24 protein-coding genes are annotated in these 24,018 nt (G+C 67.1%); 16 read left to right on the top strand and 8 right to left on the bottom strand.

Going from position 1 to position 24,018, the window contains the following annotated elements; translation table 11 throughout:
* Positions 1 to 6 precede the first annotated feature (6 nt).
* Positions 7 to 963, bottom strand: coding sequence for an ACP S-malonyltransferase (gene fabD / locus ACFPMG_RS06160; protein ID WP_376994337.1), 957 nt, complete (start codon positions 961 to 963; stop codon positions 7 to 9).
* 393 nt (positions 964 to 1,356) lie between these two features.
* On the opposite strand from fabD, the gene rpsF reads away from it, so the two are divergent.
* The 10 genes from rpsF (at position 1,357) to ACFPMG_RS06110 (ending at position 9,853) form a co-directional block, all read left to right on the top strand.
* Positions 1,357 to 1,794, top strand: coding sequence for a 30S ribosomal protein S6 (gene rpsF / locus ACFPMG_RS06155; protein WP_035673612.1), 438 nt, complete (start codon positions 1,357 to 1,359; stop codon positions 1,792 to 1,794).
* On the top strand, positions 1,795 to 2,067 hold the full coding sequence (rpsR, locus tag ACFPMG_RS06150) for a 30S ribosomal protein S18 (protein WP_014240379.1): 273 nt from the start codon (positions 1,795 to 1,797) through the stop codon (positions 2,065 to 2,067).
* 33 nt (positions 2,068 to 2,100) lie between these two features.
* On the top strand, positions 2,101 to 3,057 hold the full coding sequence (locus ACFPMG_RS06145) for a DUF2232 domain-containing protein (protein WP_376994336.1): 957 nt from the start codon (positions 2,101 to 2,103) through the stop codon (positions 3,055 to 3,057).
* A complete protein-coding gene (gene rplI / locus ACFPMG_RS06140) occupies positions 3,057 to 3,623 on the top strand; it encodes a 50S ribosomal protein L9 (RefSeq protein WP_014240377.1) in 567 nt (188 codons plus the stop codon). Before ACFPMG_RS06145 ends, rplI begins: the two co-directional genes overlap by 1 nt.
* A 249-nt stretch (positions 3,624 to 3,872) precedes the next feature.
* The gene (locus ACFPMG_RS06135) at positions 3,873 to 5,126 is read left to right on the top strand and encodes a class I SAM-dependent methyltransferase (RefSeq protein WP_376994335.1); all 1,254 of its coding nucleotides are present in this window, start codon (positions 3,873 to 3,875) and stop codon (positions 5,124 to 5,126) included.
* 182 nt (positions 5,127 to 5,308) lie between these two features.
* Complete coding sequence (locus ACFPMG_RS06130) at positions 5,309 to 6,841, top strand: replicative DNA helicase (RefSeq protein ID WP_014240374.1); 1,533 nt, start codon at positions 5,309 to 5,311, stop codon at positions 6,839 to 6,841.
* Entirely contained in the window at positions 6,819 to 7,955 is a 1,137-nt protein-coding gene (alr, locus tag ACFPMG_RS06125; RefSeq protein ID WP_376994334.1) for an alanine racemase, read from the top strand. Before ACFPMG_RS06130 ends, alr begins: the two co-directional genes overlap by 23 nt.
* Positions 7,955 to 8,731 (top strand): MlaE family ABC transporter permease, encoded by a 777-nt coding sequence (locus ACFPMG_RS06120; protein WP_014240372.1) that lies wholly within the window; start codon positions 7,955 to 7,957, stop codon positions 8,729 to 8,731. Before alr ends, ACFPMG_RS06120 begins: the two co-directional genes overlap by 1 nt.
* Before the next feature lie 8 nt (positions 8,732 to 8,739).
* Positions 8,740 to 9,531, top strand: a complete 792-nt coding sequence (locus ACFPMG_RS06115) for an ABC transporter ATP-binding protein (protein WP_376994333.1) — start codon at positions 8,740 to 8,742, stop codon at positions 9,529 to 9,531.
* 103 nt (positions 9,532 to 9,634) lie between these two features.
* A complete protein-coding gene (locus tag ACFPMG_RS06110; RefSeq protein WP_035673594.1) occupies positions 9,635 to 9,853 on the top strand; it encodes a hypothetical protein in 219 nt (72 codons plus the stop codon).
* A 3-nt stretch (positions 9,854 to 9,856) separates the two neighbouring features.
* Here the strand turns inward: ACFPMG_RS06110 and ACFPMG_RS06105 are convergent, their stop codons facing one another.
* Together ACFPMG_RS06105 and map are read right to left on the bottom strand one after the other, a co-directional pair.
* Positions 9,857 to 10,447, bottom strand: a complete 591-nt coding sequence (locus ACFPMG_RS06105) for an NUDIX hydrolase (protein ID WP_376994332.1) — start codon at positions 10,445 to 10,447, stop codon at positions 9,857 to 9,859.
* Positions 10,444 to 11,271, bottom strand: a complete 828-nt coding sequence (gene map / locus ACFPMG_RS06100) for a type I methionyl aminopeptidase (RefSeq protein ID WP_376994331.1) — start codon at positions 11,269 to 11,271, stop codon at positions 10,444 to 10,446. Before map ends, ACFPMG_RS06105 begins: the two co-directional genes overlap by 4 nt.
* A 158-nt stretch (positions 11,272 to 11,429) precedes the next feature.
* On the opposite strand from map, the gene radA reads away from it, so the two are divergent.
* The 5 genes from radA to ACFPMG_RS06075 all read left to right on the top strand — a co-directional run bounded on the left by radA (position 11,430) and on the right by ACFPMG_RS06075 (position 16,860).
* On the top strand, positions 11,430 to 12,830 hold the full coding sequence (gene radA, locus ACFPMG_RS06095; protein ID WP_376994330.1) for a DNA repair protein RadA: 1,401 nt from the start codon (positions 11,430 to 11,432) through the stop codon (positions 12,828 to 12,830).
* A gap of 56 nt (positions 12,831 to 12,886) precedes the next feature.
* Positions 12,887 to 13,573, top strand: coding sequence for a CvpA family protein (locus ACFPMG_RS06090; RefSeq protein WP_188259292.1), 687 nt, complete (start codon positions 12,887 to 12,889; stop codon positions 13,571 to 13,573).
* A 100-nt stretch (positions 13,574 to 13,673) separates the two neighbouring features.
* Positions 13,674 to 15,122, top strand: a complete 1,449-nt coding sequence (gene purF, locus ACFPMG_RS06085) for an amidophosphoribosyltransferase (RefSeq protein WP_376994328.1) — start codon at positions 13,674 to 13,676, stop codon at positions 15,120 to 15,122.
* Between the two features lie 91 nt (positions 15,123 to 15,213).
* Positions 15,214 to 15,924, top strand: a complete 711-nt coding sequence (locus ACFPMG_RS06080) for an SDR family NAD(P)-dependent oxidoreductase (RefSeq protein WP_114856814.1) — start codon at positions 15,214 to 15,216, stop codon at positions 15,922 to 15,924.
* Positions 15,925 to 16,194: 270 nt separating this feature from the next.
* Entirely contained in the window at positions 16,195 to 16,860 is a 666-nt protein-coding gene (locus tag ACFPMG_RS06075; RefSeq protein ID WP_417281699.1) for a LysE family translocator, read from the top strand.
* 283 nt (positions 16,861 to 17,143) lie between these two features.
* Here ACFPMG_RS06075 and der read toward each other — a convergent pair whose 3' ends face one another.
* The 5 genes from der to ACFPMG_RS06050 form a co-directional block, all read right to left on the bottom strand.
* Positions 17,144 to 18,547, bottom strand: coding sequence for a ribosome biogenesis GTPase Der (gene der, locus ACFPMG_RS06070; RefSeq protein WP_376994327.1), 1,404 nt, complete (start codon positions 18,545 to 18,547; stop codon positions 17,144 to 17,146).
* 36 nt (positions 18,548 to 18,583) lie between these two features.
* Complete coding sequence (locus tag ACFPMG_RS06065; protein WP_376994326.1) at positions 18,584 to 19,966, bottom strand: outer membrane protein assembly factor BamB family protein; 1,383 nt, start codon at positions 19,964 to 19,966, stop codon at positions 18,584 to 18,586.
* Positions 19,966 to 20,610: a hypothetical protein gene (locus ACFPMG_RS06060; protein WP_376994325.1), complete on the bottom strand. Its 645-nt coding sequence runs from the start codon at positions 20,608 to 20,610 to the stop codon at positions 19,966 to 19,968. The genes ACFPMG_RS06065 and ACFPMG_RS06060 overlap by 1 nt, the downstream gene beginning before the upstream one ends.
* A 282-nt stretch (positions 20,611 to 20,892) precedes the next feature.
* Entirely contained in the window at positions 20,893 to 21,447 is a 555-nt protein-coding gene (locus ACFPMG_RS06055; protein ID WP_376994324.1) for a thioredoxin family protein, read from the bottom strand.
* A 196-nt stretch (positions 21,448 to 21,643) separates the two neighbouring features.
* Entirely contained in the window at positions 21,644 to 22,291 is a 648-nt protein-coding gene (locus ACFPMG_RS06050; protein ID WP_114856818.1) for a response regulator transcription factor, read from the bottom strand.
* Between the two features lie 777 nt (positions 22,292 to 23,068).
* Here ACFPMG_RS06050 and ACFPMG_RS06045 point away from each other — a divergent pair.
* On the top strand, positions 23,069 to 23,812 hold the full coding sequence (locus tag ACFPMG_RS06045) for a response regulator transcription factor (RefSeq protein WP_376994323.1): 744 nt from the start codon (positions 23,069 to 23,071) through the stop codon (positions 23,810 to 23,812).
* Positions 23,813 to 24,018: the final 206 nt, after the last annotated feature.

Genomic DNA, 24,018 nt, shown 5'->3' with positions numbered 1-24,018 from the left:
AATGCCTCACAGGGTCTTCAGGAACGATTCGACGTCGGCCGGGCCCTGGACGGAGGTGCCGGCCAATTCCTTGTCGATGCGCTTGGCGAGACCCGACAGCACCTTGCCGGAGCCGAGTTCGACCAGCGTGTCGACGCCCTGCTCCTTCATATAGAGCACGCTCTCGCGCCAGCGAACCATGCCGGTCACCTGCTCGACCAGAAGGCGGCGGATCTCATTGGGGTCCGACACGGCCGACGCGGTCACGTTGGCGACCACCGGAACCGCCGGCGCGCCGATCGTCACGTTGGCCAGGGCCTCGGCCATGGCGTCGGCGGCGGGCTGCATCAGCGGGCAATGGAAGGGCGCGCTGACCGGCAGGCGCACGGTGCGCTTCAGCCCGCGCTCCGCCGCGATCACGATGGCACGGTCGATGGCCTCGGCGTGGCCGGAGATCACCACCTGCCCCGACGAGTTGTCGTTGGCGACGGTGCAGACCTCGGTCTGGCCCGTGGGAGTCTTGGCGGCGGCGTCGGCGATGGCCTGGGCCTGCTCCAGCTCCGCGCCCAGCAGGGCGGCCATGGCGCCCTGCCCGACCGGCACGGCCTTCTGCATGGCTTGGCCGCGCAGCTTCAGCAGGCGCGCGGTGTCGGCCAGCGTGAAGGCGCCGGCGGCGCACAGGGCCGAATATTCGCCGAGCGAATGGCCGGCGACGAAGGCCGCGTGCCTGGTCAGGTCGAGCCCGCCCTGGTCCTTCAGCACCCGCAGAACGGCGACGCTGACGGCCATCAGGGCCGGCTGGGCGTTCTCGGTCAGCGTCAGGTCGGCCTCGGGGCCTTCGAACATCAGGCGGGACAGGCGCTGGTTCAGCGCGTCGTCCACCTCTTCAAAGGTGAGCCGAGCGACCTCGAACGCCTCGGCCAGCTCACGGCCCATGCCGACGGCTTGGCTGCCCTGGCCCGGAAAGACGAACGCCCTGGTCATGCTGTCTGGGAACCCTAGTAAAAAGGCGCGCCACCCGCGGCGCCGCCGTTGAATTCGGCGACAGTCATACCCGGCCTTTCGGGCAAGTCAAGCGATGCTCAACGTTGAAGGGCTGGAATTGGCGCCTTTATGTTGCTTTTCCGGCATTTTTTCATTGCTGCGATGCAAAGACGAAGGGAGAAAAGGGCCTTTCCATGGCCTTTCGAAGGCGATGACGGCGGAATCGCCCGCCGGCTCGTGTTTCCGCTTGTCGGGATAGGGCTTTTGTGCATACTGCGCCGCTTCATAACTCCTTGCCGGTGGCCCGCGTGCCGTCGGCTAGGCCCGGGCGGCTGATCCTGTCCATAGGGGATGGGGCGCAGCGCCGGACCATGAACAGCCATGGGGAGTACGATGGCTCTTTACGAGTGCGTGCTAATCGCGCGCCAGGACATCTCGGCCGCCCAGGCCGAGCAGCTCGGCGAGCAGTTCGCCCAGATCATTCGCGACAACGGCGGCCAGGTCGCCAAGACCGAATACTGGGGTCTGAAGACGCTCACCTACAAGATCAAGAAGAACCGCAAGGGTCACTACACCCTGTTCAACCTTGACGCCCCCGCCGCCGCCGTCCTCGAGATGGAGCGCAACATGGGCATCAACGAGGACGTGCTGCGCTTCATGACCGTCCGCGTCGATGCGCTGGACGCCAACCCGTCGGTGATGATGCAGAGCCGCGGCGAGCGTGGTGACCGCGGCGACCGCGGTGACCGTGGCCCGCGCCGCTTCGACGATCGTGGCCCGCGCCCGCCGCGCCGCCAGGAGCCCACCGTTGCCGAAGGGGAGAACGCCTAAATGTCCGACAAGCAGACCTCGGGCGCTCCGGCCCGCACCGGTGGCGGTCCCCGCCGTCCGTTCTTCCGCCGCCGCAAGACCTGCCCGTTCTCGGGCGCGAACGCCCCGGCGATCGACTACAAGGACGTCAAGCTCCTGTCCCGCTTCATCTCCGAGCGTGGCAAGATCGTGCCGAGCCGCATCACCGCGGTTTCCGCGAAGAAGCAGCGCGAACTCGCCCGCGCCATCAAGCGCGCCCGCTTCCTGGCCCTGCTTCCCTACGTGGTGAAGTAAGGACCGAAGCGGACAACAGGCAAAGGCAATCCCATGGCCTCGCCCCTGGCCGCCCCTCTGGCGGCTGCCATCGGTGTCGGCGTGGTCAGCGCTTTCTTCTACCTCGCCGTCCTGTTCGGCGGGTTCGGGGCGCTGATCCTGGGCTATCTGGCGCCGCTGCCGCTGTTCCTCGCGGGACTGTGGCTCGGCTCCACCGCCTCCCTTCTCGCCGGTGCGGTGGGAACGGTGGCGGTCCTGGCGGTGTCGTCCAGCGTCCTGGTGTCTCTCGCCTATCTGGTGACCGCGGCTGTCCCGGTCATCCTGGTGGTGCGGCAGGCGCTGCTGGCGCGGGCGGCTCCCGACGGGAGTGTTGAATGGTATCCTCCGGGCCGGCTCCTGATGGCGCTGACCGGAATGGGACTGGCGGGCCTTCTGGGTGCCGCGGTTCTGACGCTCGATCAGCCCGGCGGGCTGGAGGGCGCGGTGCGGGAAACGCTGAGCCGCATGGCGGACCAGATGTTCTCCGCGCAGGGCCAGCAGGCTCCGGACCCGCAGGACATCTGGATGGCCGAGGTGTTGCCGGGCTTCGCGGTGATCTCATGGCTCGTCATGACGATCGTCAACGGAGCCTTGGCGCAGGGCGTCCTGATGCGGTTCGGTCGCAACCGGCGCCCCGCCATGCGGCTGGACGACGTGGAGCTGCCACGGTGGCTCGTCACCGCGTTCCTGCTGACCATGGTGGCCGCCTCTCTGGCGTCGGACCCGGTCGGGTTCCTCGCGGTCAACGCCGCGCTGATCCTGTCCCTGCCATTCGCCTTTGCCGGGCTTTCGGTGGTGCATGTGTTCGCCCGACGCCGATCGGCCAAGCTGCCGATCCTCATCGGGTTCTACATGTTCCTGTTTCTTTTCGGTTGGCCGATCGTGCTGATGGTCGGTCTTGGCATGATCGAGCAATGGATTGGGCTGCGTCGCCGTCTCCGGCCCGCCGGCCCCGATCAGGAGGACGAGTGATGGAAGTTATTCTGCTGGAGCGGGTCGAGAAGCTCGGCCAGATGGGCCAGGTCGTGAAGGTGCGTCCCGGCTTCGCCCGCAACTATCTGCTGCCGCAGAAGAAGGCCATGCGCGCCACCAAGGCGAACATGGCGTTCTTCGAGAAGCAGAAGGCCCACCTGGAGGCCGTCAACCTGGAGCGCCGCAAGGACGCCGAGCAGGTTGCCGCCAAGATGAACGACGTGACGGTCGTCGTGATCCGTCAGGCCGGCGAGACCGGCGTGCTGTACGGCTCGGTGACGCCGCGCGACGTCGCGGACGCCCTTGACGCCGCCGGCTACAAGGTCGACCGCAAGCAGGTGTCGATCGAGACCCCGATCAAGACGCTGGGCCTGTTCAAGCTGCGCGTCGTCCTGCACCCCGAGGTGAGCATCTCCGTCACGGTGAACGTCGCCCGTTCGCAGGAAGAGGCTGAGCTGCAGCTCTCCCGCGGCGGCATGGTCACCGCGGCCGACCTGCGCGACGACGAGGACGAGATCGAAGAGGCCCCCGAGGCCGCCGAGGCCGAGGTTTCCGAGGAGGGCTGACCGCCCGCTCAACGAGACCAGTCCGCTCGTCCGGAAGCCGCCCGTCCCGAAAGGGGCGAGGCGGCTTTTCCGCTTTCGGCGCTCCGAATCACCCGGCCCCTCCCCCATCCGGATGCGCCGGACGCCCCGTCCCCTGCCCCGTCCGGCGGGTTGCCTCTCCCCGCTCCGAACTCCGACTCTCGTTCCTGGTGATTCGCGCGCAGCGAAGGAACCGGACCGAGTCGTGTTCGACGGATGCGGAGATGCGCGATGCTGTTTGCCCGCCTGCTCAGCCCGGCCCTGACCACCGGTGCTCTGGACATCGTCGGTGCCGATGGGCAAAAGCACCGGGTGGGGGTCGGCACGCCGTCCCTCACGCTGCGTCTGCACGACAAGGCGCTGCACCGCGACCTCGTGGTGAATCCGCGGTTGCGCTTCGGCGAAGCCTACATGGACGGCCGCCTGACCATCGAGGGCGGCTCCGTCTATGATTTCCTGGCACTGCTGAGCGCCGGAACGGATAATGTCCAGGGCGTCCTGGGCAATTTGCGGGAAACCGTCTCGCCCGCGCTGCGGCTCATCCAGCAGAGCAATCCCCTGCGGCGGTCGCGGCGCAACGTGGCCCATCATTACGACCTGTCGCGGTCCTTCTTCGAGCTGTTCCTCGACCGCGACCTGCAATATTCCTGCGCCTACTTCCCCACATCCGACACCGGGCTGGACGAGGCGCAGGAGGCCAAGAAGCGGCACATCGCGTCGAAGCTGCTGCTCCAGCCGGGCATGCGGGTGTTGGACATCGGCTGCGGCTGGGGCGGCATGGCGCTCTATCTCGCCCGCATGACCGGCGCGCAGGTCACCGGAATCACGCTGTCCCGCGAACAGCTCGCCGTGGCGCGGGAGCGGGCGGCCCATGCCGGGCTGGCCGGGCAGGTCCGCTTCGAGCTGCGCGACTACCGGCAGATGGAGGGACGCTTCGACCGCATCGTCTCGGTCGGCATGTTCGAGCATGTCGGTGTGCCCCATTATCCGGCCTTCTTCGCCAAGCTGCGCGACCTGCTGGCCGAGGATGGGGTGGCACTGTTGCATTCGATTGGCCGGTCGGATGGGCCGGGCTCCACCAACCCATGGTTCCGCAAATACATCTTTCCAGGCGGCTACTCGCCCGCCCTGTCGGAGGTGGTCCCGGCGGTGGAAAAGGCCGGGCTGTGGAACACCGACGTCGAAATCCTGCGCCTTCACTACGCCGAGACGCTGCGCCACTGGCGGGCGCGGTTCGCGGCCCGGCGGGAGGACGCCCGCGCGATGTATGACGAGCGCTTCTGCCGGATGTGGGAGTTCTACCTGGCGGGGGCTGAGATCAGCTTCCGCTACCAGGGACACATGGTTTTCCAGATGCAGCTCGCCCGTTCGCTGGGCGCCGTCCCGCTCGTCCGCGACTACATGCAGCGCACCGAAATGGCCTTGGCCGAGGCCATGCCGCCGCCCTTGCGGACGGGTCGGAACGTCGGCGCCAGCAATGCGTGACCCGAGGTGTCCGCGCCACATCGACCCACAGGTTTTGCTCTGGACTAAGCTCTTGATACGACGTTTAAATTCCTCCTTACCCCCAGCTTTCACCGGCTGTGGGCAAAAGTTACTCACAGGAATGTGGGTAGATTTACCCCGATCGCACAGCTTTGCGTCCCGCCCTTTGCTAAAGTGCCGCCATGGATGACAAGACCACCCAGCTTTTCGAGCCGCGCCCCCTCGACGGCGGGCTGTCCCGTGCCGCTGCCGTGAAGCCGACGGCGGAATACCGCACGCCGCCGCACAACGAGGAGGCCGAACAGGCGCTGCTCGGCGCCATCCTGGTGAACAACAAGGCGTATGAGAAGGTCGGCGAGTTCCTGCGCGCCGAGCATTTCTACGATCCGGCGCACCAGCGCATCTTCTCGGCCATCGCCAAGATGGTGGAGCGCGGCCAGATCGCCAATCCGGTGACGCTGAAGGCCTATTTCGACAACGACGTCGAGCTGGCGCCGGATGGCGGGGCCGGCTATCTGGCGCAGCTCGCCGCGAACGTCGTGACGGTGGTCAACGCGGGCGATTACGGCAAGACGATCCACGACCTGTTCCTGCGCCGGCAGTTGATCGAGGTCGGCACGGACATGGTGAACGAGGCGTACCAGCACGACCTCGACATCGACGCCATGGACCAGATCGAGACGGCGGAGAAGCAGCTCTTCGACCTCGCCTCGACCGGCGACGTGCGCGGCGGCTTCATCGCCTTTTCCGAGTCGCTGAAGGCGGCCATCGCCACGGCGGAGACGGCCTTCCGCCGGTCCAGCCACGTCACCGGCGTGACCACCGGCCTGCGCGACATGGACCGCAAGCTGGGCGGCCTGCACCCGTCGGACCTCATCATCCTCGCCGGACGCCCCTCCATGGGCAAGACGGCGCTGGCCACCAACATCGCCTTCAACGCCGCCAAGGCGCACATGCGCACCAACGGCGGCGAGGGCGCGCCGGTCGGCTTCTTCTCGCTGGAAATGTCGGCGGAGCAGCTCGCCACCCGTATCCTGGCCGGCGAGGCCGAGGTGTCGGGCGACAAGATCCGCCGCGGCGAGATCAAGGACAGCGACTTCCCCAAGTTCGTGGCGGCCAGCCAGGAACTCAGCCGCGTCCCCTTCTTCGTGGACGACACCCCGGCCCTGACCATCGCCGCCGTGCGCACCCGCTGCCGCCGGCTGAAGCGCACGCACGGGCTGGGCATGGTGGTGGTGGACTATCTCCAGCTGCTGCGCGGCAGCTCGACCAAGGGCAACGAGAACCGCGTGCAGGAAATCTCGGAGATCACCCGCGGCCTGAAGGCCATCGCCAAGGAGCTGGAGGTGCCGGTGCTGGCGCTGTCCCAGCTCAGCCGCGCGGTGGAAATGCGCGAGGACAAACGGCCGCAGCTCGCCGACCTGCGCGAATCGGGCTCCATCGAGCAGGACGCCGACGTGGTGATGTTCGTTTACCGCGAACAGTACTATCTTGAGCGCGGCGAGCCGGCCCGCCGGCCCGAGGAGTCGGAGGACAAGTACAACGACCGCTACGCCAACTGGCAGAGGCGCTACGCCGAGGTGCACAACACCGCGGAGGCGATCATCGCCAAGCAGCGCCACGGTCCGATCGGCAGCGTCCGCATGTTCTTCGACGGACAGTTCACGAAATTCGGCGACCTCGACACGACCCATGACTTCGGCCCCACTGAGTGATCCGCTGGCCCGCGCCGGCGCCGTTCTGACCATCGACCTCGGCGCCGTCGTCGCCAACTGGACGCAGCTCCGCGACCGGGTGGCGCCCGCCGAATGCGCCGCCGTGGTCAAGGCGAACGCCTATGGCCTGGGGGTGCAGCGCGTCGTTCCGGCGCTGGCCGCCGCCGGCTGCCGGACCTTCGTGGTCGCCCAGTTCGAGGAGGCGCTGGCCGTGCGCGCCGTGGCGCCGGCGGAAGCCCGCGTTCTGTCGCTGGGCGGCCTGCCCGCCGGCACCGCGCCGGACTTCACAGCCCACCGCATCCTGCCGGTGCTGAACCATCTGGGCGACATCGCCGCGTGGCAGGCCCACGCCAGGGCGCAGGGAAAGGCCCTCCCCGCCGTCGTCCACATCGACACCGGCATGAACCGACTCGGGCTTGGTCCGGACGAGCTGGACACGCTGGCCGGCGACCTCTCCCGGCTGGAGGGGGTGGATGTCCGGGTGTGGATGACCCACCTCGCCTGCGCCGACGAAGACACGGTGATGAACAGCCAGCAGCTCGGCCGCTTCCGCTCGGCGATCGGGCGGCTTCCCGCGGCCGAGGCGAGTTTCGCCAATTCCTCCGGGATCTTCCACGGAACGGCCTTCCATTTCGACCTCGTGCGGCCCGGCTGCGCGCTCTACGGCGTCAATCCGACGCCCGCCGCGGCGAACCCGATGCGGGGCACGATCCGGCTCGACGCCCGGCTGCTTCAGGTGCGCAACGTTGACAGCCCTATGACCGTTGGCTACGGTGCCACGCACCGCGTTGCGGCGAGAGGAAAAATCGCAACCATCGCAGTGGGTTATGCCGACGGATATCTGCGCTCGCTCAGCGCGCGCGGCCATGTCTTCGTCAACGGCGTGGCCGCTCCGGTGGTTGGGCGTGTTTCGATGGATCTGGTGACGGTGGATGTCAGCCACCTTCCCGACGAGGCGGTGACGCCCGGCGGGCTGGTGGAGCTGATCGGCCCGAACCGCCCGGTGGACACCGTGGCGAGCGAGGGCGGAACCATCGGCTACGAGATCCTGACCTCGCTGGGCACGCGTTACCACAGGGTCTACCGCGACCCGCCGCCGCCTGAGGTCGCTTGATGGGTTTCCTTGCCGCCACCGGACGGGCCTTCCTGATCTTTCTGGAAGCCACCGGTAAGCTCGCCATGTTCACCGGCGCCGCCCTGTCGCACTGCGTGCGTCCGCCGTTCTACCCGCGGCAGATCCTGCGCCAGATGATCGACATCGGCTACTACTCGCTGCCGGTGGTCGGGCTGACCGCGCTGTTCACCGGCATGGTGCTGGCGCTGCAGAGCTATTCCGGCTTTTCCCGCTTCCAGGCGGAGGGCGCCATCGCCACGGTGGTCGCCCTCTCGGTGACGCGCGAACTGGGGCCGGTGCTGGGCGGCCTGATGGTTGCCGGGCGCATCGGCGCCGCCATGGCCGCCGAAATCGGCACCATGCGCGTGACCGAGCAGATCGACGCGCTGTCCACCCTGTCGACCAACCCCTTCAAGTATCTGGTGGCGCCGCGCCTGATCGCCGGTCTGGCCATGCTGCCGCTGCTGGTGCTGGTCGCCGACATCATCGGCGTGTTCGGCGGCTTCCTGGTTGGCGTCTACCGTCTGGACTTCAACCCGGCCTCCTACATCGGCCGGACCTGGGAGTTCCTGGAGCCGGTCGACGTGATCTCCGGCCTCGTCAAGGCGGCGGTGTTCGGCTTCATGGTGTCGCTGATGGGCTGCTACCACGGCTACCACTCGCGCGGCGGCGCCCAGGGCGTGGGTGCTGCGACGACCAACGCCGTGGTCTCGGCCTCCATCCTGATCCTGGTGTGGAACTACCTCATCACCGGCATCTTCTTCTCGACGAAGTGAGCGACTCCATGTCCCAGGTTCCCCCCGCTCATCCGCCGAAGATTTCGCTGAAGAACGTGCACAAGGCGTTCGGTCAGAAGGTCGTGCTCAACGGCATCGACCTGGAGGTCGGGCGCGGCGAATCGCTGGTCGTCATCGGCGGGTCGGGCACCGGCAAGTCGGTCATGTTGAAGTGCATCCTCGGCCTGCTGTCGCCGGACAGCGGCTCCATCCGCGTCGACGGCGAGGAGACGACGAGGCTGCGCCCGCGCGAGCGGGAGAAGCTGCTGCACAAGTTCGGCATGCTGTTCCAGGGCGCCGCCCTGTTCGACAGCCTGAAGGTTTGGGAGAACGTCGCCTTCGGCCTGATCCAGGGCGAGCACATGCCGCGCGCCAAGGCCAAGGACATCGCCATCGCCAAGATGGGCGCGGTCGGCCTCGGCCCGGAGGTCGGGGAACTGTTCCCGTCGGAACTGTCGGGCGGCATGCAGAAGCGCGTCGGCCTCGCCCGCGCCATCGCCGACGAGCCGGAGATCATCTTCTTCGACGAGCCGACGACCGGCCTCGACCCGATCATGGCCGACGTGATCAACGAGCTGATTGTGAAGTGCGTGAAGGATCTGGGCGCCACCGCCGTGACCATCACCCACGACATGGCCTCGGCCCGCAAGATCGCCGACCGCGTGGCGATGATCTACCAGGGCCGGATCATCTGGACCGGCCACGCCAACGACATTGACCATTCCGGCAACCCCTATGTGGACCAATTCGTCCATGGCCGGGGCGAAGGACCGATCAAGATGCAGGTGCGGGCGCTGTAAAGCGCCGCAGCGCCGGTTCGTGCAAAATTAACCTGCCGCCCGGTAGGGTCGGCCAGAAAGAACGCCGGCCACGACAGGCCGGCGTCCCATCGGAGAGACGAGCATGGCGGACATCACCACGAACGGACTGGCCTTCGCGAGCTTCATGCTGAGCGCCAAGATTCTGGAGACGCTCCAGGCCAAGGGACTGCTGACCAACGAAGAGACGGTGCAGACCATCAAGAACGCCCACGAGCAGCTCCTCAAGAACGACAACCAGCTGTCGCTCGAAGCCGCGGACGCGCTCGCCCACTTCTTCGCCGGTCCGACCGACGGGAAGTGACCGTCAGGGCGCCGGACGCGCCGCCGACCGCGCGAGGTTGTCGCGCAGTTCCGGCAGCAGAACGGCGCCCAGCATGGCGATGACCGGCAGCAGGGCGTAATCGCCCTCTGCTGCCGCAGCGATCAGCTCGGCACGGGTCAGCAGCTCCAACCGCATCTCCTCCAGATCACCGGAATCCGCCTCGGCCACTTTCCGGGCGTTGCGGGCGTGGAACATATGGCAGACGCAGCCGCGCTGGTTGCCCTGCACCACGTAGGAGCCGAGCGCGGTCCAGTTCTCCGCGGCGTAGCCGGTTTCCTCCAGCAATTCCCGCTTCGCCGCGGCCAGCGGCTCCTCGCCGGTGTTCAGGGCACCGGCGGGAAAGGTCAGGCTGACGCGGCGCGGGCCATGCTTGTAGGTGCGCAGCATCAGGGCGCGCCCATCCGCGTCCTCGACGAACATCTGGACGAAGTCCATCTGCTCGACCTGATAGAAATTCTCAACCCGCCGTCCTTCCGGCGTCTCGACGGTCTCGGCGTGCACCTTCAGGAAAGGCCCGGCATCGAGCAGGGTCCGGCGCTCCAGGACCGTCCAGGGCTTCAAGTTCCCGCTCATGCCGCGACGGCCCCGGCAGCGGTCCCGTAGGGCGGCTGGGTGAAGCCCGCCGGCGACAGGGTGAAGATCTCGCAGCCCGTTTCGGTGATGCCGACCTGATGCTCGAACTGGGCGGACAGGGAGCGGTCGCGGGTGACGGTGGTCCAGCCGTCCGACAGGATCTTCACGTCCGGCTTGCCGGCGTTGAGCATCGGCTCGATGGTGAAGACCATGCCCGGGACCAGCAGAACCCCGGTGCCGCGCTTGCCGAAATGGTCGACATGCGGCGCGTCGTGGAACACCCGCCCGATGCCATGCCCGCCGAAGTCGCGCACCACGCCGTAGCGGTGGGACTCGGCCAGGGTCTGGATGGCGTGGCCGATGTCGCCCAGATGGTTGCCCGGCTTGGCCTGCGCAATGCCGGCCATCATCGCCTTGTAGGTGATGTCCACCAGCTTGCGCGCCTTCACCCCGATCTTGTCGCCGACGAAGAACATGCGGCTGGTGTCGCCGTACCACCCGTCCAGGATCACCGTCACGTCGACGTTCACGATGTCGCCGTCGACCAGCGTCTTGTCGTCGGACGGAATGCCGTGATTCACCACATGGTTCGGCGAGATGCAGCTCGCCGCCGGATAGCCGTGATAGCCGAGGGTCGCGGGGATGGCGCCATTGTCCCGCATGAAGGTTTCGATCAGCCGGTTCAGATGGCCCGTGCTGACCCCCGGCACCACCTGGGGCGTGATGTGGTCAAGCGTCGCCGCGGCCAGCCGCCCGGCCTTGCGAATCGCCTCAAACTCCTCCGGGCCGTGCAGCGGGATCTTCCGCGCGTCCTTGTCCGCCACCGCGTCACCTCACATCCGTTGTTCATCGTGATTCCGGGACAGAACCTAACACCGGAACGGCCGAGAAAAGCCCCAGCTTTTTATCACCTCTGCCATAGGATTTAGAACGTCAGCTTGCTATATGTGGGGCGCTGCCGCTCCAACCAATCGCTAGACCTTTGGCAAAGCCAACCACCCGCTACGTCTGCCAGGCTTGCGGCGCGTCCTTCCCGAAATGGGCGGGTCGCTGCGACGCCTGCGGCGAATGGAACACCCTCGTCGAGGAAGCCGCTCCGGACGCCGCCCCCAAGGGATTGGGCGTGGCGCGCGGGCGCCGGCTGGACTTCGTGGGACTGGCCGGGTCCAGCGAGGCGCCGCCGCGGCGCATGACCCGGATCGAGGAGTTCGACCGCGTCTGCGGCGGCGGCCTCGTCCCCGGATCGGCGATTCTGATCGGCGGCGACCCCGGCATCGGCAAGTCGACCCTGCTTCTCCAGGCCATGGCCCGGCTGTCGCAGGAACACCGCTGCGCCTACGTCTCCGGCGAGGAGGCGGTGGATCAGGTGCGGCTGCGCGCCGTCCGGCTGGGCTGCGCCGCGGCCCCGGTCCAGCTGGCCTCGGCGACCAGCGTGCGCGACATCGTCGCCTCGCTCGACGGGACGGACGGGCCGGAGGTGGTCGTCATCGACTCGATCCAGACCATGTATGTGGACAATCTGGACAGCGCCCCCGGCACCGTCGCCCAGGTGCGGGCCTCCGCGCAGGAGCTGATCCGCGTCGCCAAGCGGCGCGGCTGCGTCCTGCTGCTGGTCGGCCACGTCACCAAGGAAGGCACCATCGCCGGTCCCCGCGTGCTGGAGCACATGGTGGACACGGTGCTCTATTTCGAAGGCGAGCGCGGCCACCAGTTCCGCATCCTGCGCGCGGTGAAGAACCGCTTCGGCGCGACGGACGAGATCGGCGTGTTCGAGATGACCGACGGCGGGCTGGGCGAGGTCGCCAACCCCTCCGCCCTGTTCCTGGCGGAACGGCGCGGCGACGTGTCGGGCGCCGCGGTCTTCGCCGGCATGGAGGGCACCCGCCCCGTGCTGGTCGAGGTCCAGGCGCTGGTCGCCCCCTCGCCGCTCGGCACGCCGCGGCGCGCGGTGGTCGGCTGGGACTCGGCGCGTCTCGCCATGGTCCTGGCGGTGCTGGAAGCGCGCTGCGGCGTGCAGATCGGCGCCAACGACGTCTATCTGAACGTGGCCGGCGGGCTGCGCATCACCGAGCCGGCGGCCGACCTTGCGGTCGCCGCGGCGCTCGTCTCCTCGCTGACCGGGGAGCCGGTGCCCGCCGACGCCGTGGTCTTCGGCGAGGTCGGCCTGTCGGGCGAGGTGCGCGCCGTGGGCCAGAGCGACGCCCGGCTGAAGGAAGCCGCGAAGCTGGGGTTTTCAACGGCGATCTTTCCGGCTAGACGGAACGGCAAGAAGCCGGGGCGCGGCGACACCGGCCTGAAATCGGTCGAGTTGCAGCAGCTCAGCGAATTGCTGCCGCTGTTCCAGGCCGGATCGGGACCCCGTCCGCCGCGCGGCCGGGATTGAAGCGTCTGATTTGACACGAGCATCTGAAGCGAAAGCGCACGAGGCGTAGCGGCGTTATGGACACCTTCCCGATCAACCCGGCGGATCTGGCCGTCATCGTGGTGCTTCTGCTGTCGGCCCTGCTGGCCTTCACCCGCGGCATGGTGGCCGAGGTGCTGTCGGTCGCCGCCTGGGTCGGCGCCGCGCTGATCACGTTGAACGCCCTACCCCACGTTCTGCCCATCGCACAGACCTACATCCACGTCGAGATGGCCGCCTACGCCGCGTCGGCGGTGGCGCTGTTCGTCGTCAGTCTTGTGGTTTTGACAATCCTGGGCCGCGTCGTGTCGCGCGGGGTGCAGAATTCCGGCCTTTCGGCGCTCGACCGCTCGCTGGGTTTTGTCTTCGGACTGCTGAAGGGTGCAATCCTCGCCTCCGTCGCCTATCTCTTCTTCGCTTGGCTGGTGCCGAACCCGGCGGAACATCCGGCGTGGCTGCAGAGCGCCAAGACCCGGCCGATGCTGGTGTCCGGCGCCGCCATGATCTACGAGGTGATGCCGGAGTCGCTGCGCAAGGACGGGCTGGGCCAGATGGACATGGCGCGGGAGCGTGCGCGACAGGCGGTCGAGGCCAAGGAAGCGCTGGACCGGCTGTCCACGCCGGTGCCCGGCGCGCCGAAGACCGGTGGTGCGTCGCAATCCGATACCGGCTATAAGGACCGGGACCGCGGCGACCTTGAGCGACTGATCCAGAACGCACGCTGAACGCCGCATGGTGCAGAGTGCCTGTGAGTAACGCCCCGCTGGCAAAGAGGCCGCCGGGGCAATGCCCTTTGGTGATGCTGTGTATGACGAGGATCTTCCGATGCTGACGACGCATCCGTTCGACGACGACAAGCTGCGCGAGGAGTGCGGCGTGTTCGGCATCCACAGCCATCCGCAGGCGGGGGCCATCACCGCGCTCGGCCTGCATGCGCTGCAGCATCGCGGCCAGGAAGCCTGCGGCATCGTCAGCCACGACGGCGACCGCTTCCATCTGGAACACACGCTGGGCCTCGTCGGCGATCACTTCTCGTCGGAAGCCATCATCGGCAAGCTGAAGGGCCCGCAGGCCATCGGCCACGTCCGCTACGCGACCACGGGCGACACGACGATCCGCAACGTCCAGCCGCTCTACGCCGACTTCGAGTTCGGCGGCTTCGCGCTGGCCCACAACGGCAACCTGACCAACGCGCACACGCTGCGCCGCCAGCTCGTCCGCCGCGGCTGCCTGTTCCAGTCCACCACCGACACCGAGACCATCGTCCATCTGATGGCCATCGCCCGCGGCGGCTCGCCGGTGGACCGGTTGATCGAGGCGGTGCGGCAGGTCGAGGGCGCCTTCTCCCTGGTGGCGCTGACCCCGAACGAGGTGATCGGCGTGCGTGACCCGCTGGGCGTCCGCCCGCTGGTCCTGGGCAAGCTGGGCGACACCTACATCGTGACCAGCGAGACCTGCGCGCTCGACATCGTCGGCGCCGATTACGTTCGCGACGTCGAGCCGGGCGAGATGGTCGTGCTGAACGAGCAGGGCGTGCAGAGCCTCCGCCCCTTCCAGCCGCAGGGCCGCCGCTTCTGCATCTTCGAATACATCTACTTCGCGCGGCCCGACAGCGTGATGGAGGGGTCCTCCGTCTACAACGCGCGCCAGCGGATCGGCGCCGAGCTGGCCCGCGAATCGGGGATCGAGGCCGACGTGGTGGTGCCGGTTCCCGACAGCGGCGTGCCGGCGGCCCTCGGCTACGCCACGCAGAGCGGCGTCCCGTTCGAGCTGGGCATCATCCGCAACCATTATGTCGGCCGCACCTTCATCGAGCCGACCGACCAGATCCGTCACCTCGGCGTGAAGCTGAAGCACAACGCCAACCGCGCCATGATCGAGGGCAAGCGGGTGGTGCTGGTGGACGACAGCATCGTGCGCGGCACGACCTCGAAGAAGATCGTCGAGATGGTGCGCGCCGCCGGGGCGAAGGAGGTGCACATGCGCATCTCCAGCCCGCCGACCTCGCACCCCTGCTTCTACGGCATCGACACCCCGGAGCAGAGCAAGCTGCTTGCCCACCGCATGTCGGTGGAGGAGATGCGCGACTTCATCCAGGCCGACAGCCTCGCCTTCATCTCCCTGGACGGCCTCTACCGGGCCATGGGCGAGGAGCGCCGCGACCCGCAGAAGCTGACCTTCTGCGACGCCTGTTTCACCGGCGATTACCCCATCGCGTTGACCGACGCGCTGGACCACCCGCCGGTCGAGGCGAACGTCCGCATCCGCGCCTGACCGCCTGACCACCGCCGCGACGGGCCGGCCGCAACCCCTGCGGACCGGCCCGTTTGCCAATCCCGCTACCGAACATCGTCGAGTCGCCGCCATGTCCCGTCTTTCCGGCCGCACGGCCCTCATCACCGGCGCCTCGCGCGGCATCGGTGCCGCCGTCGCCAAGCGCTTCGCCGCCGAAGGCGCCCACGTCATCCTCGCCGCCCGCACCGTCGGCGGTCTGGAGGAGACCGACGACGCGATCTTCCAGGCCACGGGCCGCAATGCCACGCTGGTCCCGCTGGACCTGCGGCAGTTCGACAAGATCGACCAACTCGGCTACTCGATCTTCGAGCGCTTCGGAAAGCTCGACATCCTGGTCAGCAACGCCGGCGTCCTGGAGGCGCTGGGCCCGGTCGCCCATTACGATCCGAAGCTGTGGCAGCGCGTGATGGACGTCAACGTCACGGCCAACTTCCGTCTGATCCGCTCCTTCGACCGTCTGCTGCGCGCGTCCGACGCGGGGCGCGCCATCTTCGTGACGTCGGGCGCCGCGAACGCGCCCTACCCCTACTGGAGCCCGTACGGGGCCAGCAAGGCGGCGCTGGAGATGATGGTGAAGACCTACGCGATGGAAATCGCCTCGTCGAACCTGCGCGTCAATCTGATCGATCCCGGCATCGTGGCGACCAAGCTGCGCATGCAGGCCTTCCCCGGCGAAGACCAGACCAAGCTGGCCCAGCCGGACGACGTGACCGAGGCTTTCCTGGCGTTGGCGGAAACGTCCTGCACACGCCACGGCGAAGTGGTGTCGGCGCAAGGGTAAGCTTGGAGACGTCTTAACAGAAAGCGGAAGGAGAGCAGCGCGCCGACGCGCGTGAGGAAGCCGGACTGGGTGTCCGAGCCGCAGCCCGACTCCTGCGGCAGCATCATCCAAAGGATGCCCCGCTTCAGCACGAACACGATGCCGCTTGGCGCGAAAACCAAGGGCTTTCCCCTGCCTCGATAAGTCGAAGGCGTTCCTCACCCTTCCCACCGCTGGTCCGGTCTACAAGGCCGTTCCCGCGAAATCGGACGTTGTAAGCCGGCCAGATTTATGGATCAGTCGACGGCTATCCAGAGGGAGGTGATGATGCCGATAGAAGCTTGGCTTGCCTTTACCGCAGCATCCGCGGTGTTGTTGATCATCCCAGGCCCCACGATCCTGCTTGTGGTATCCTATGCGCTCGGTCAGGGCCGGCGTTCAGGGCTCGCCACCGTCGTCGGCGTTGCGCTCGGCGACTTCACCGCCATGACCGCATCCATGCTTGGTTTGGGCGTGGTGCTGGCCGCCTCGTCCCTGCTCTTCACCACATTGAAATGGATTGGGGCGGCCTACCTCGTATATCTCGGCCTCAAGTTGTGGCGATCCCCGGTTGTCGAGGCCACATCAACCGAGCCGGCTCCCGCCGTGCCCCCCTTCCGCATGGCCCTTCACACCTATGCCGTGACGGCACTGAATCCCAAAAGCATCGTGTTCTTCGTTGCCTTTCTACCGCAGTTTGTTGATTCCACTCAGCCGCTTTTGCCACAAATACTGATCATGGAAGCCACCTTCCTGGTGTTGGCGACCCTGAACGCCACGTTGTACGCACTTCTGGCCTCGGCGGCGGGACAAGCGGTGCAACGCCCCTCGATCCGACGGATTTTCAATCGGACAGGGGGAGCGATGCTTATCGGGGCGGGGGTAATGACCGCAGCGTGGCGACGAACGGCGTCTTGATGGCGTCTGCCGCCGCTTTCCTCGCTCGTCATTCCCGCCTTGGCCGGAATGCACGCCGTCGGCACCAGAAGGCGCCGCCGGCAAGAGTCTCTCGATCAATGCTAACGCATTGATCTGCCGGGATTTCACGGTTGGAAAATGATGAATGCGATCATTTTCCAACCGCATCAGTCCGGTCGAATGCTCATCTGAAGGGGGCTGAACTCTCGCCCTCGCGTAAATGACGAGAATATTCGTTACAGAAGCGGAAAGGGAGACCGGGAGGGCCCCAATGCCGAGCCTCTCAATCGTCCGCGTAGGGGTTCTTCTGCTTGCGCAGGAGCAGCCGCACCGGCACGCCCGGCAGGTCGAACGTCTCGCGCAGATGCGCGATCAGATAGCGCTGGTAGCTTTCCGGCAGATCCAGCGGCTTGTTCACGAACAGCGCCACGGTCGGCGGGCGCGTCTTCACCTGCGTCGCGTAGCGGATCTTCACGCGGCGGCCCTCGACCAGGGGCGGCGGATGGTGATCCAGCACACCTTCGATCCAGCGGTTGAGCTGGGCGGTCGGAATGCGGCGGTTCCACTGCCCGTAGGTCGACAGGATCGAATCCAGCAGCGTGTCCAGCTTCTTGCCCTGCAGGGCGGAGATGGTCACGACCTCCACGCCCTTGATCTGGGCCAAGGCGGCCTGGAGCTTGTCCTCGACTTGGCGCAGGGCCATGGCGCGGTCGTCCACGGCGTCCCACTTGTTCAGCGCGATGACCAGGGCGCGGCCTTCCTCCACCACCGTGCGGGCGATGGTCAGGTCCTGCTTGTCCAGAATCTGGTTGGCATCGACCACGAGAAGGACGACCTGGGCCATGCGGACGACGCGCAGGGCGTCGGCGACGGCCAGCTTCTCCACCTTGGCATCGACGCGGGCGCGCCGGCGCATGCCCGCGGTGTCGACCAGCCGGAACTTGCGACCGCGCCACTCCCAATCGACGCTGATGGCGTCGCGCGTCATGCCGGCCTCGGGGCCGGTCAGCACGCGCTCTTCACCGATCAGGGCGTTGAGCAGGGTCGACTTGCCGACGTTCGGACGACCGACGATGGCAATCTGGATCGGGCGGGCACGCTCCTCGTCGGTTTCCGGCTGGTCGCCGACGGGCAGTTCCTCCTCCCCCTCGCCCTTGGCGGGGGCCGCGGCCTTGTCGACCGCCTCCGGCTCCGGCGGGGCGTAGGGCAGCAGGGCTTCGACCAGATCGGCCATGCCCTCGCCATGCTCCGCCGACAGCGCGAGGGGGTCACCCAGGCCAAGTTCGAAGGCCTCGTAGAGGCCGGTCATCCCCACCTTGCCTTCCGCCTTGTTGGCGACGAGGATGACGGGGGTCTTGCTCTTGCGCAGCAGGGCCGCGAAATGGCGGTCCAGCGGCGTGATGCCGCTGCGGGCGTCCACGATGAACAGCGCCACGTCGGCGCGCTCCAGGGCGCGTTCGGTCTGGCGGCGCATGCGCGCCTCCAGACTGTCGTCGGTGACGTCCTCCAGGCCCGCGGTGTCGACCACGGTGAAGGACAGCCCGCCCACGCGGGCGGGGGCCGAGCGCCAGTCGCGCGTCACGCCGGGCGTGTCGTCGACCAGCGCCAGCTTCTTGCCGGCCAAACGGTTGAAGAGAGTCGATTTGCCGACATTCGGCCGACCGACGAGAGCAACGGTGAAGGACATCGGGCCGGGGGCCTTATAAAGAACCAGGGGCGGCGATCAGCGGTACGCCACCAGCGTACCGTTCTCGCCCAGGACATATAGGGTGTTGTTCGCCACGACCGGAGGCAAATAGGTGGAGGCCGGCAACGAATAGCGGGTCAGCACCTGCCCGTCGGCGGGCGACAGGGCGAGCATCTGCCCGTTCGACCCGGTGACGTAGAGCTTGCCACCGGCCAGGACCGGACCCGACCAGGTGATCGGCCCCTTCTTGTCCTCCGGATCGGTGAACGGCGCGAGCTGCGTGACCCAACGGGCATGACCGGCCTGACGGGTCAGGGCGACCAACTCCGAATCGTTGGTGATCACGAAGATGTGGTCGCCGGCGAGCCAGGGGGTCTGGGTGCCGCCGATCTCCGCCTCCCACAGGCGGATGCCGATGCGCTCGTCGATGGCGACCATGCGGCCGGAATGGCCGATCGCGTAGACGACGCCGCGGTCGATGACCGGCAGGCCACGGATGTCGGCGAGGCTGCTCAGGGCGCCGCTGCGGCGGATGGCCGCCAAGCTCTCCTGCCACGCCACGCGCCCGTTCTCCGGGCGCAGGCCGTACAGCTCGCCGGAAGAATACGGGGCGACGATCAGGGTCGGCGAGGCCGCCGGGCTGACGGCGCCCAGCAGGCCCGCCGTCTCCAGGATGCCCTGATGCGACCACTGGACGGCGCCGTCGGAGGCCGAAAGGGCGGTGAGCTGGTTGTCCAGCGTCAGGACCAGGACGCGCCCGCCTTCCACGGTCGGGGCGCCACGCACCGGACCCGGAACACGCTTGCGCCAGACGATCGAACCGTTGGCGGGATCGAGCGCCACCACCTCGCCAAAGCCGGTGGCCGCGAAGACGCGCCCATCGGCGTAGGCGACGCCGCCGCCACTGGCGCCGCCGCGCTCCTTCTCAGGCTTGGTGTCGATCCGCCAGAGCTGACGCCCGGTGCGCTCGTCGAGGGCGGCGACGTGCGAGTCGGCGTCCATGGCAAAGATGCGCCCATCGGCGACGACCGGCGTCGCCAGAAGCGAGCGGGAGCTGCTGGCCCCCGTGCCGACGTCGCCACGCCACGCCTCGGCGGGGGTGGCCGACAAAGCAAGGTTGCCGCCGGCGTGGTCCGACGTGCCGCCGGGCTGCGCCCAGGCCGGGTTGGCAACGGCGGTCGGCAGGGCGACCGGCGTGCCGACCAGCCGCTGGTCGACCTCGACCTTGCGTTCGCGGGTCAGGATGGACACCCGCTCACCCGGCAGGGGCGGATCGGGGGTCTTGCCGAACCACCCGCTGACGGTGTCGCAGCCGCTGAGCAGCACGGCCAGCAGCGGGGCGGAAAGCAGGGCGGTGCGCAGGGAGCGGCGCTTCGCGGTGGGGTGCGCGGTCGGGGCGGCCTTGGGAATGCGGGTCATCAGCTCTTGCCGTAGAGGGTGGCGAGATCGGCGGCGCGCGACCGGACGCCGGCCGGAGCCTGCGAGTCGTCGGCCAATTGCTGGAACAGGGTGCGCGCGCGCTCCTTGTCCCCGGCGCGGGCGGCGAGCACGGCGCTCATCTCGCGGGCGGAGAAGCGCCAGGGATTGGCATCCGCCGTCAGCGGCTGGAGCCGTGCCTGGAGCTGCGCCGGATCGCCGGACTCGAGCTGGTGCATCACCGACAGCAGGGCGGCCAGCTCGCGGTAGACCGCGCCGGCGCCTGCGTTGTTGGACAGCGTGTCGTAGACGGTCACGGCCTCGGCCGTCTTGCCCTCGCGGGCCAGCAGGGCGGCGGCGTTCAGCTGGGCCAGCGCGGCCATGCCGGGATCGGACTTGGCGGCGAAAGCGGCAAGGGCCTCGACGCCCTTGTCCGGCCCCTGGGCGGCCTGGGACAGGGCGGCGGCGAGAGCCGTCGTCCCGCTCTCCTTCTGCGATTGCTGCCAGTTGCGCCAGGCGACCGTGCCGCCCGTCGCGGCGACGACCGCCAGCGCGGCCGCCAGCATGATGCCGCCGTAGCGCTTGAACATGCGCTCCATGCGGTCGCGGCGCAGATCCTCGTCGACTTCGCGGAAAATATCGCTCATGGCTCTACAGCGGCATCCTACGGCACGAAAACCGTTACAGCGGAGATTGCGCCCGCGCGCGGCTGCGGCGGGCGGTTCTGATGGTTCAAAGGGCCGGATAGCATTGGGCGCCGCACGCGGTCAAGGCGCAACGGCGCCCTTCCGGGCATTAAAGCGGATTGCAATCCGCTTTGGACCGCGACGGCGGTCCCGGTCGCACATGCGACCGCAGCCCGCCGGCGAATGAGGCGATACGAGTCTCATGCGAACTGCGGTTCGCTTGAGGCCACGCTTCGGGCGGAATCAGGCAGGATTCCGCCATTTGATGGAGCAGCCCATGCTGGGGATCTGGTCGGTCGGCCCCTGCCCCGTCTGGGCGATGCGGACCATCGCATGGAACAGCTCGCGCGGGGCGTCGGGGATCGGCTCGCGTTTGGAGGCGTCCAGCCGCCCGCGGTACTGCAGGCAAAGGTCGGCGTTGAAGCCGAAGAAGTCGGGCGTGCAGACGGCACCGTAGGCCCGCGCCACCTCCTGCGTCTCGTCGAGCAGGTAGGGGAAGGTGAAGCCGTGCTCCGCCGCGAAGCGCTTCATGTTGTCGAAGCTGTCGTCGGGATAGGCGTCCGTGTCGTTGGACATGATGGCGACGGCGCCGATGCCGTGGGCCCGCAACGCGTCGACCTCCTCGACGATTCGCCCGATCACCGCCTTCACATAGGGGCAATGGTTGCAGATGAACATGACCAGCGTGCCGCTCGGTCCCTGGACGTCGGCCAGGCTGTAGGTCTTTCCATCGGTTCCCTTCAGGCTGAAATCCTCCGCCTTCCGGCCGAAGTCGCACACCGGGGTTTCCGCCGCCATCGCTGTCTTCCTCCTTCTGGGCCCATAGGCACGCCGCCGACGCGGCGCGGGTTCAGGCGTGAGTATATGAGGTGAGGCGAAAGCCGGAATCGAAAAGGCCGCGGCGGCACCTTGTTCGTGCCTGCTCACGGCCCTGTCGGTCTCCAACCCGTTTTCTTGTGTCCTGCCCTGCCCCGTAACCTTCGGACCGCCTCTCTTACGAAGCCATGGCCGCGGCGGCGATGACAGCCTGCGTGCGATTCTTCACGCCCAGCGACTTGAAGATCGCCGTGACGTGGATCTTCACCGTGCCCTCGGACAGGCCGAGTTCGTAGGCGATCTGCTTGTTCGATTTTCCCGCCCGCAGGCAATCCAGGACTTCGCGCTGGCGCTGGGTCAGGCCATAGGCGCTGCGGTCCGCGCCGTCGAGGCGGCCGCGCCGCGGCGCGGCGTCGGACGCCGCGGTCGCGGCGGTGAGCGCACCCGGGGGCACATAGATGCCGCCGGAGAAGACGAGATTCAGCGCGCCCATCATCACCTTGACGCTGCTCGACTTCGGAATGTAGCCGGTGGCCCCGTGGTCGAGCGCGCCGCGGATGTCGTTGAGCGCCTCGGAGGCGGAGATCACCACCACCGGCACGCCCGGCTGCAGGCTCTGCACCTCGCGCAGCCCGTCGAAGCCCGGCCAGTTCGGCATATGCAGATCCATCAGCACCACGTCGAACCCGCCGCCGACGCGGCATTGCTGAAGAACCTCGTCGAAGGTGCCCGCCTCGACGAAGATCGCGTCCCCGTGAAGCTGCTCCAGAAGACGGCGCAGGCCTTCACGAAAAAGGAGATGGTCGTCACCGATCAGAATTTTCATGGCCCCGTCCGCCTTCGTTTTTCCCGTTGCTTCGGATCAGCCCTCCCCGGACTAACCGGGCCACCCCGTTGGCGATCCAACTACCCTTTCGCCCCGTGGCTTGAAGAACTGCTACCACATTCGGAAGAGGGGCAATATCCGGACAAGGGCCATAGGTCATTTGCGGCGCGGAACAATCACCTATACAGCAAAGGCCGACTGAACATAACAGGAACTATGACTTTTCATCTATGCTTCTGCACGAAAGAAAGCGGCAGCGGGATTTTTTCCATGTTTGGTTGTTTAAAATGAGCGTCGTGGCGACGGCCGGCCACAGAACATCTCATGCGCGCAAAGGATTAGCACCAATGATCGAAATGCGTGAAAACCTATCCGATCGGTGCGCCGTTCTGACCGGATGACCAGCGACTCTCCTCAGCGAATGCCCCACTTTGCGACACATACCTGTACTGGCCTTTCAGCGCAGTCAGTCACAAAAGAGTTATCGCTTGGAGCACCCCGGTCGCCATTCAGATGCGCTTGACGATCTTGAGTGATCATCTATCGTTTGATTTACGCGTTACACGTCCAATTTATAAACTGTTTATCACAGTGTCAAGTTTTTTTCCAGGTTTGATGGATATATGCCTGAAATTCGATGCAGTATTTAAATGAAGCCATCTAAGCGAAGACACAGAGCGCTGACCCATAGAGAGCACGCGACAAGCCTAAAACACAGGCGGCGACAATGCCCGATAAGGGCCTGCCGTGGATGCCTCCTCCAAACAGAGCTGACCCATGCACATGAACCATGAGTACGCCCAAGAGAAAGCATCGCACTCGACCCGCAACGCGGTGACCCCCATGCACGTCTGCCTGATTCTCGACAACAATTCCCTGACCGACACCGTGGTGCAGGCGCTCGACCGGGCCGGTCGCCATCGTGTGACCGTCTTCCACGACATATCGGAACTGACGCAGAGCACGCTGACGCCCGATGCGATCCTGATCGGCCTTCAGCAGTTCACCGCTCTGCGCGAGAACGAACCGATGGTGTATCTGCGGCTGTCACGCCGGTCGCGGATCGTCGTGGTGCTGTCGTCGCGGGAATTGCTGGACGCCGCACACATCCTGGCCTTCGCCGATGCGTGGGTGTTCGAGGACATCAACGTGGATCGCATCAACGAACTGCTGGACCTGGGGCTGGAGGGGCATTGTCTGATGCCCAAGCAGTTCCTGTCCCGGCTGGGCGTCGACGAGATCCGGCTGACGCTGCTGCCGCGGCTGTCGGAACCGGAGTTCGAAACCCTGCGCCTGCTCGGCCAGGGATTGAACAACCGGACGATCGCCAATCAGCTTGATCTGTCCGAGGCGGTCATCAAGTCGATGGTGCGCAGTGTTCTGTCCAAACTGCACTTCCGCAACAGAACGGAAGCCGGCGTCTTCGCCGCGCGACAGCAGGGCGCGTTGCAGTCCGCCCGGGAGGGCATGGTGCCGCCGCACATGCACGCGGCCCCGGCTCAACGGACCGGCACGTCCTGACGTCCCGTCGGACGCGCTTCGCCCTGATCAACCGAAAGAATCCCGGCCACCGTGCCGGGATATTTTCTGTCCGTGTGATGGTTTCCCGTCGGATCCCGACAAGTTCAGGCGAACCACCCCGCCCCGGGCCTGCCGCGGAAGCAACCACACGCGCAAACGCCGGACCGGCCCGCCACCCCGAACGGGTATGGCGGGCCGGTCCGGCG

It is taken from the genome of Azospirillum himalayense, from assembly GCF_042657465.1.
GTDB lineage: Bacteria > Pseudomonadota > Alphaproteobacteria > Azospirillales > Azospirillaceae > Azospirillum > Azospirillum himalayense.
The sequence above is the reverse complement of the archived record's forward strand: the minus strand, read 5'-3'. Positions and strand labels throughout refer to the sequence as shown.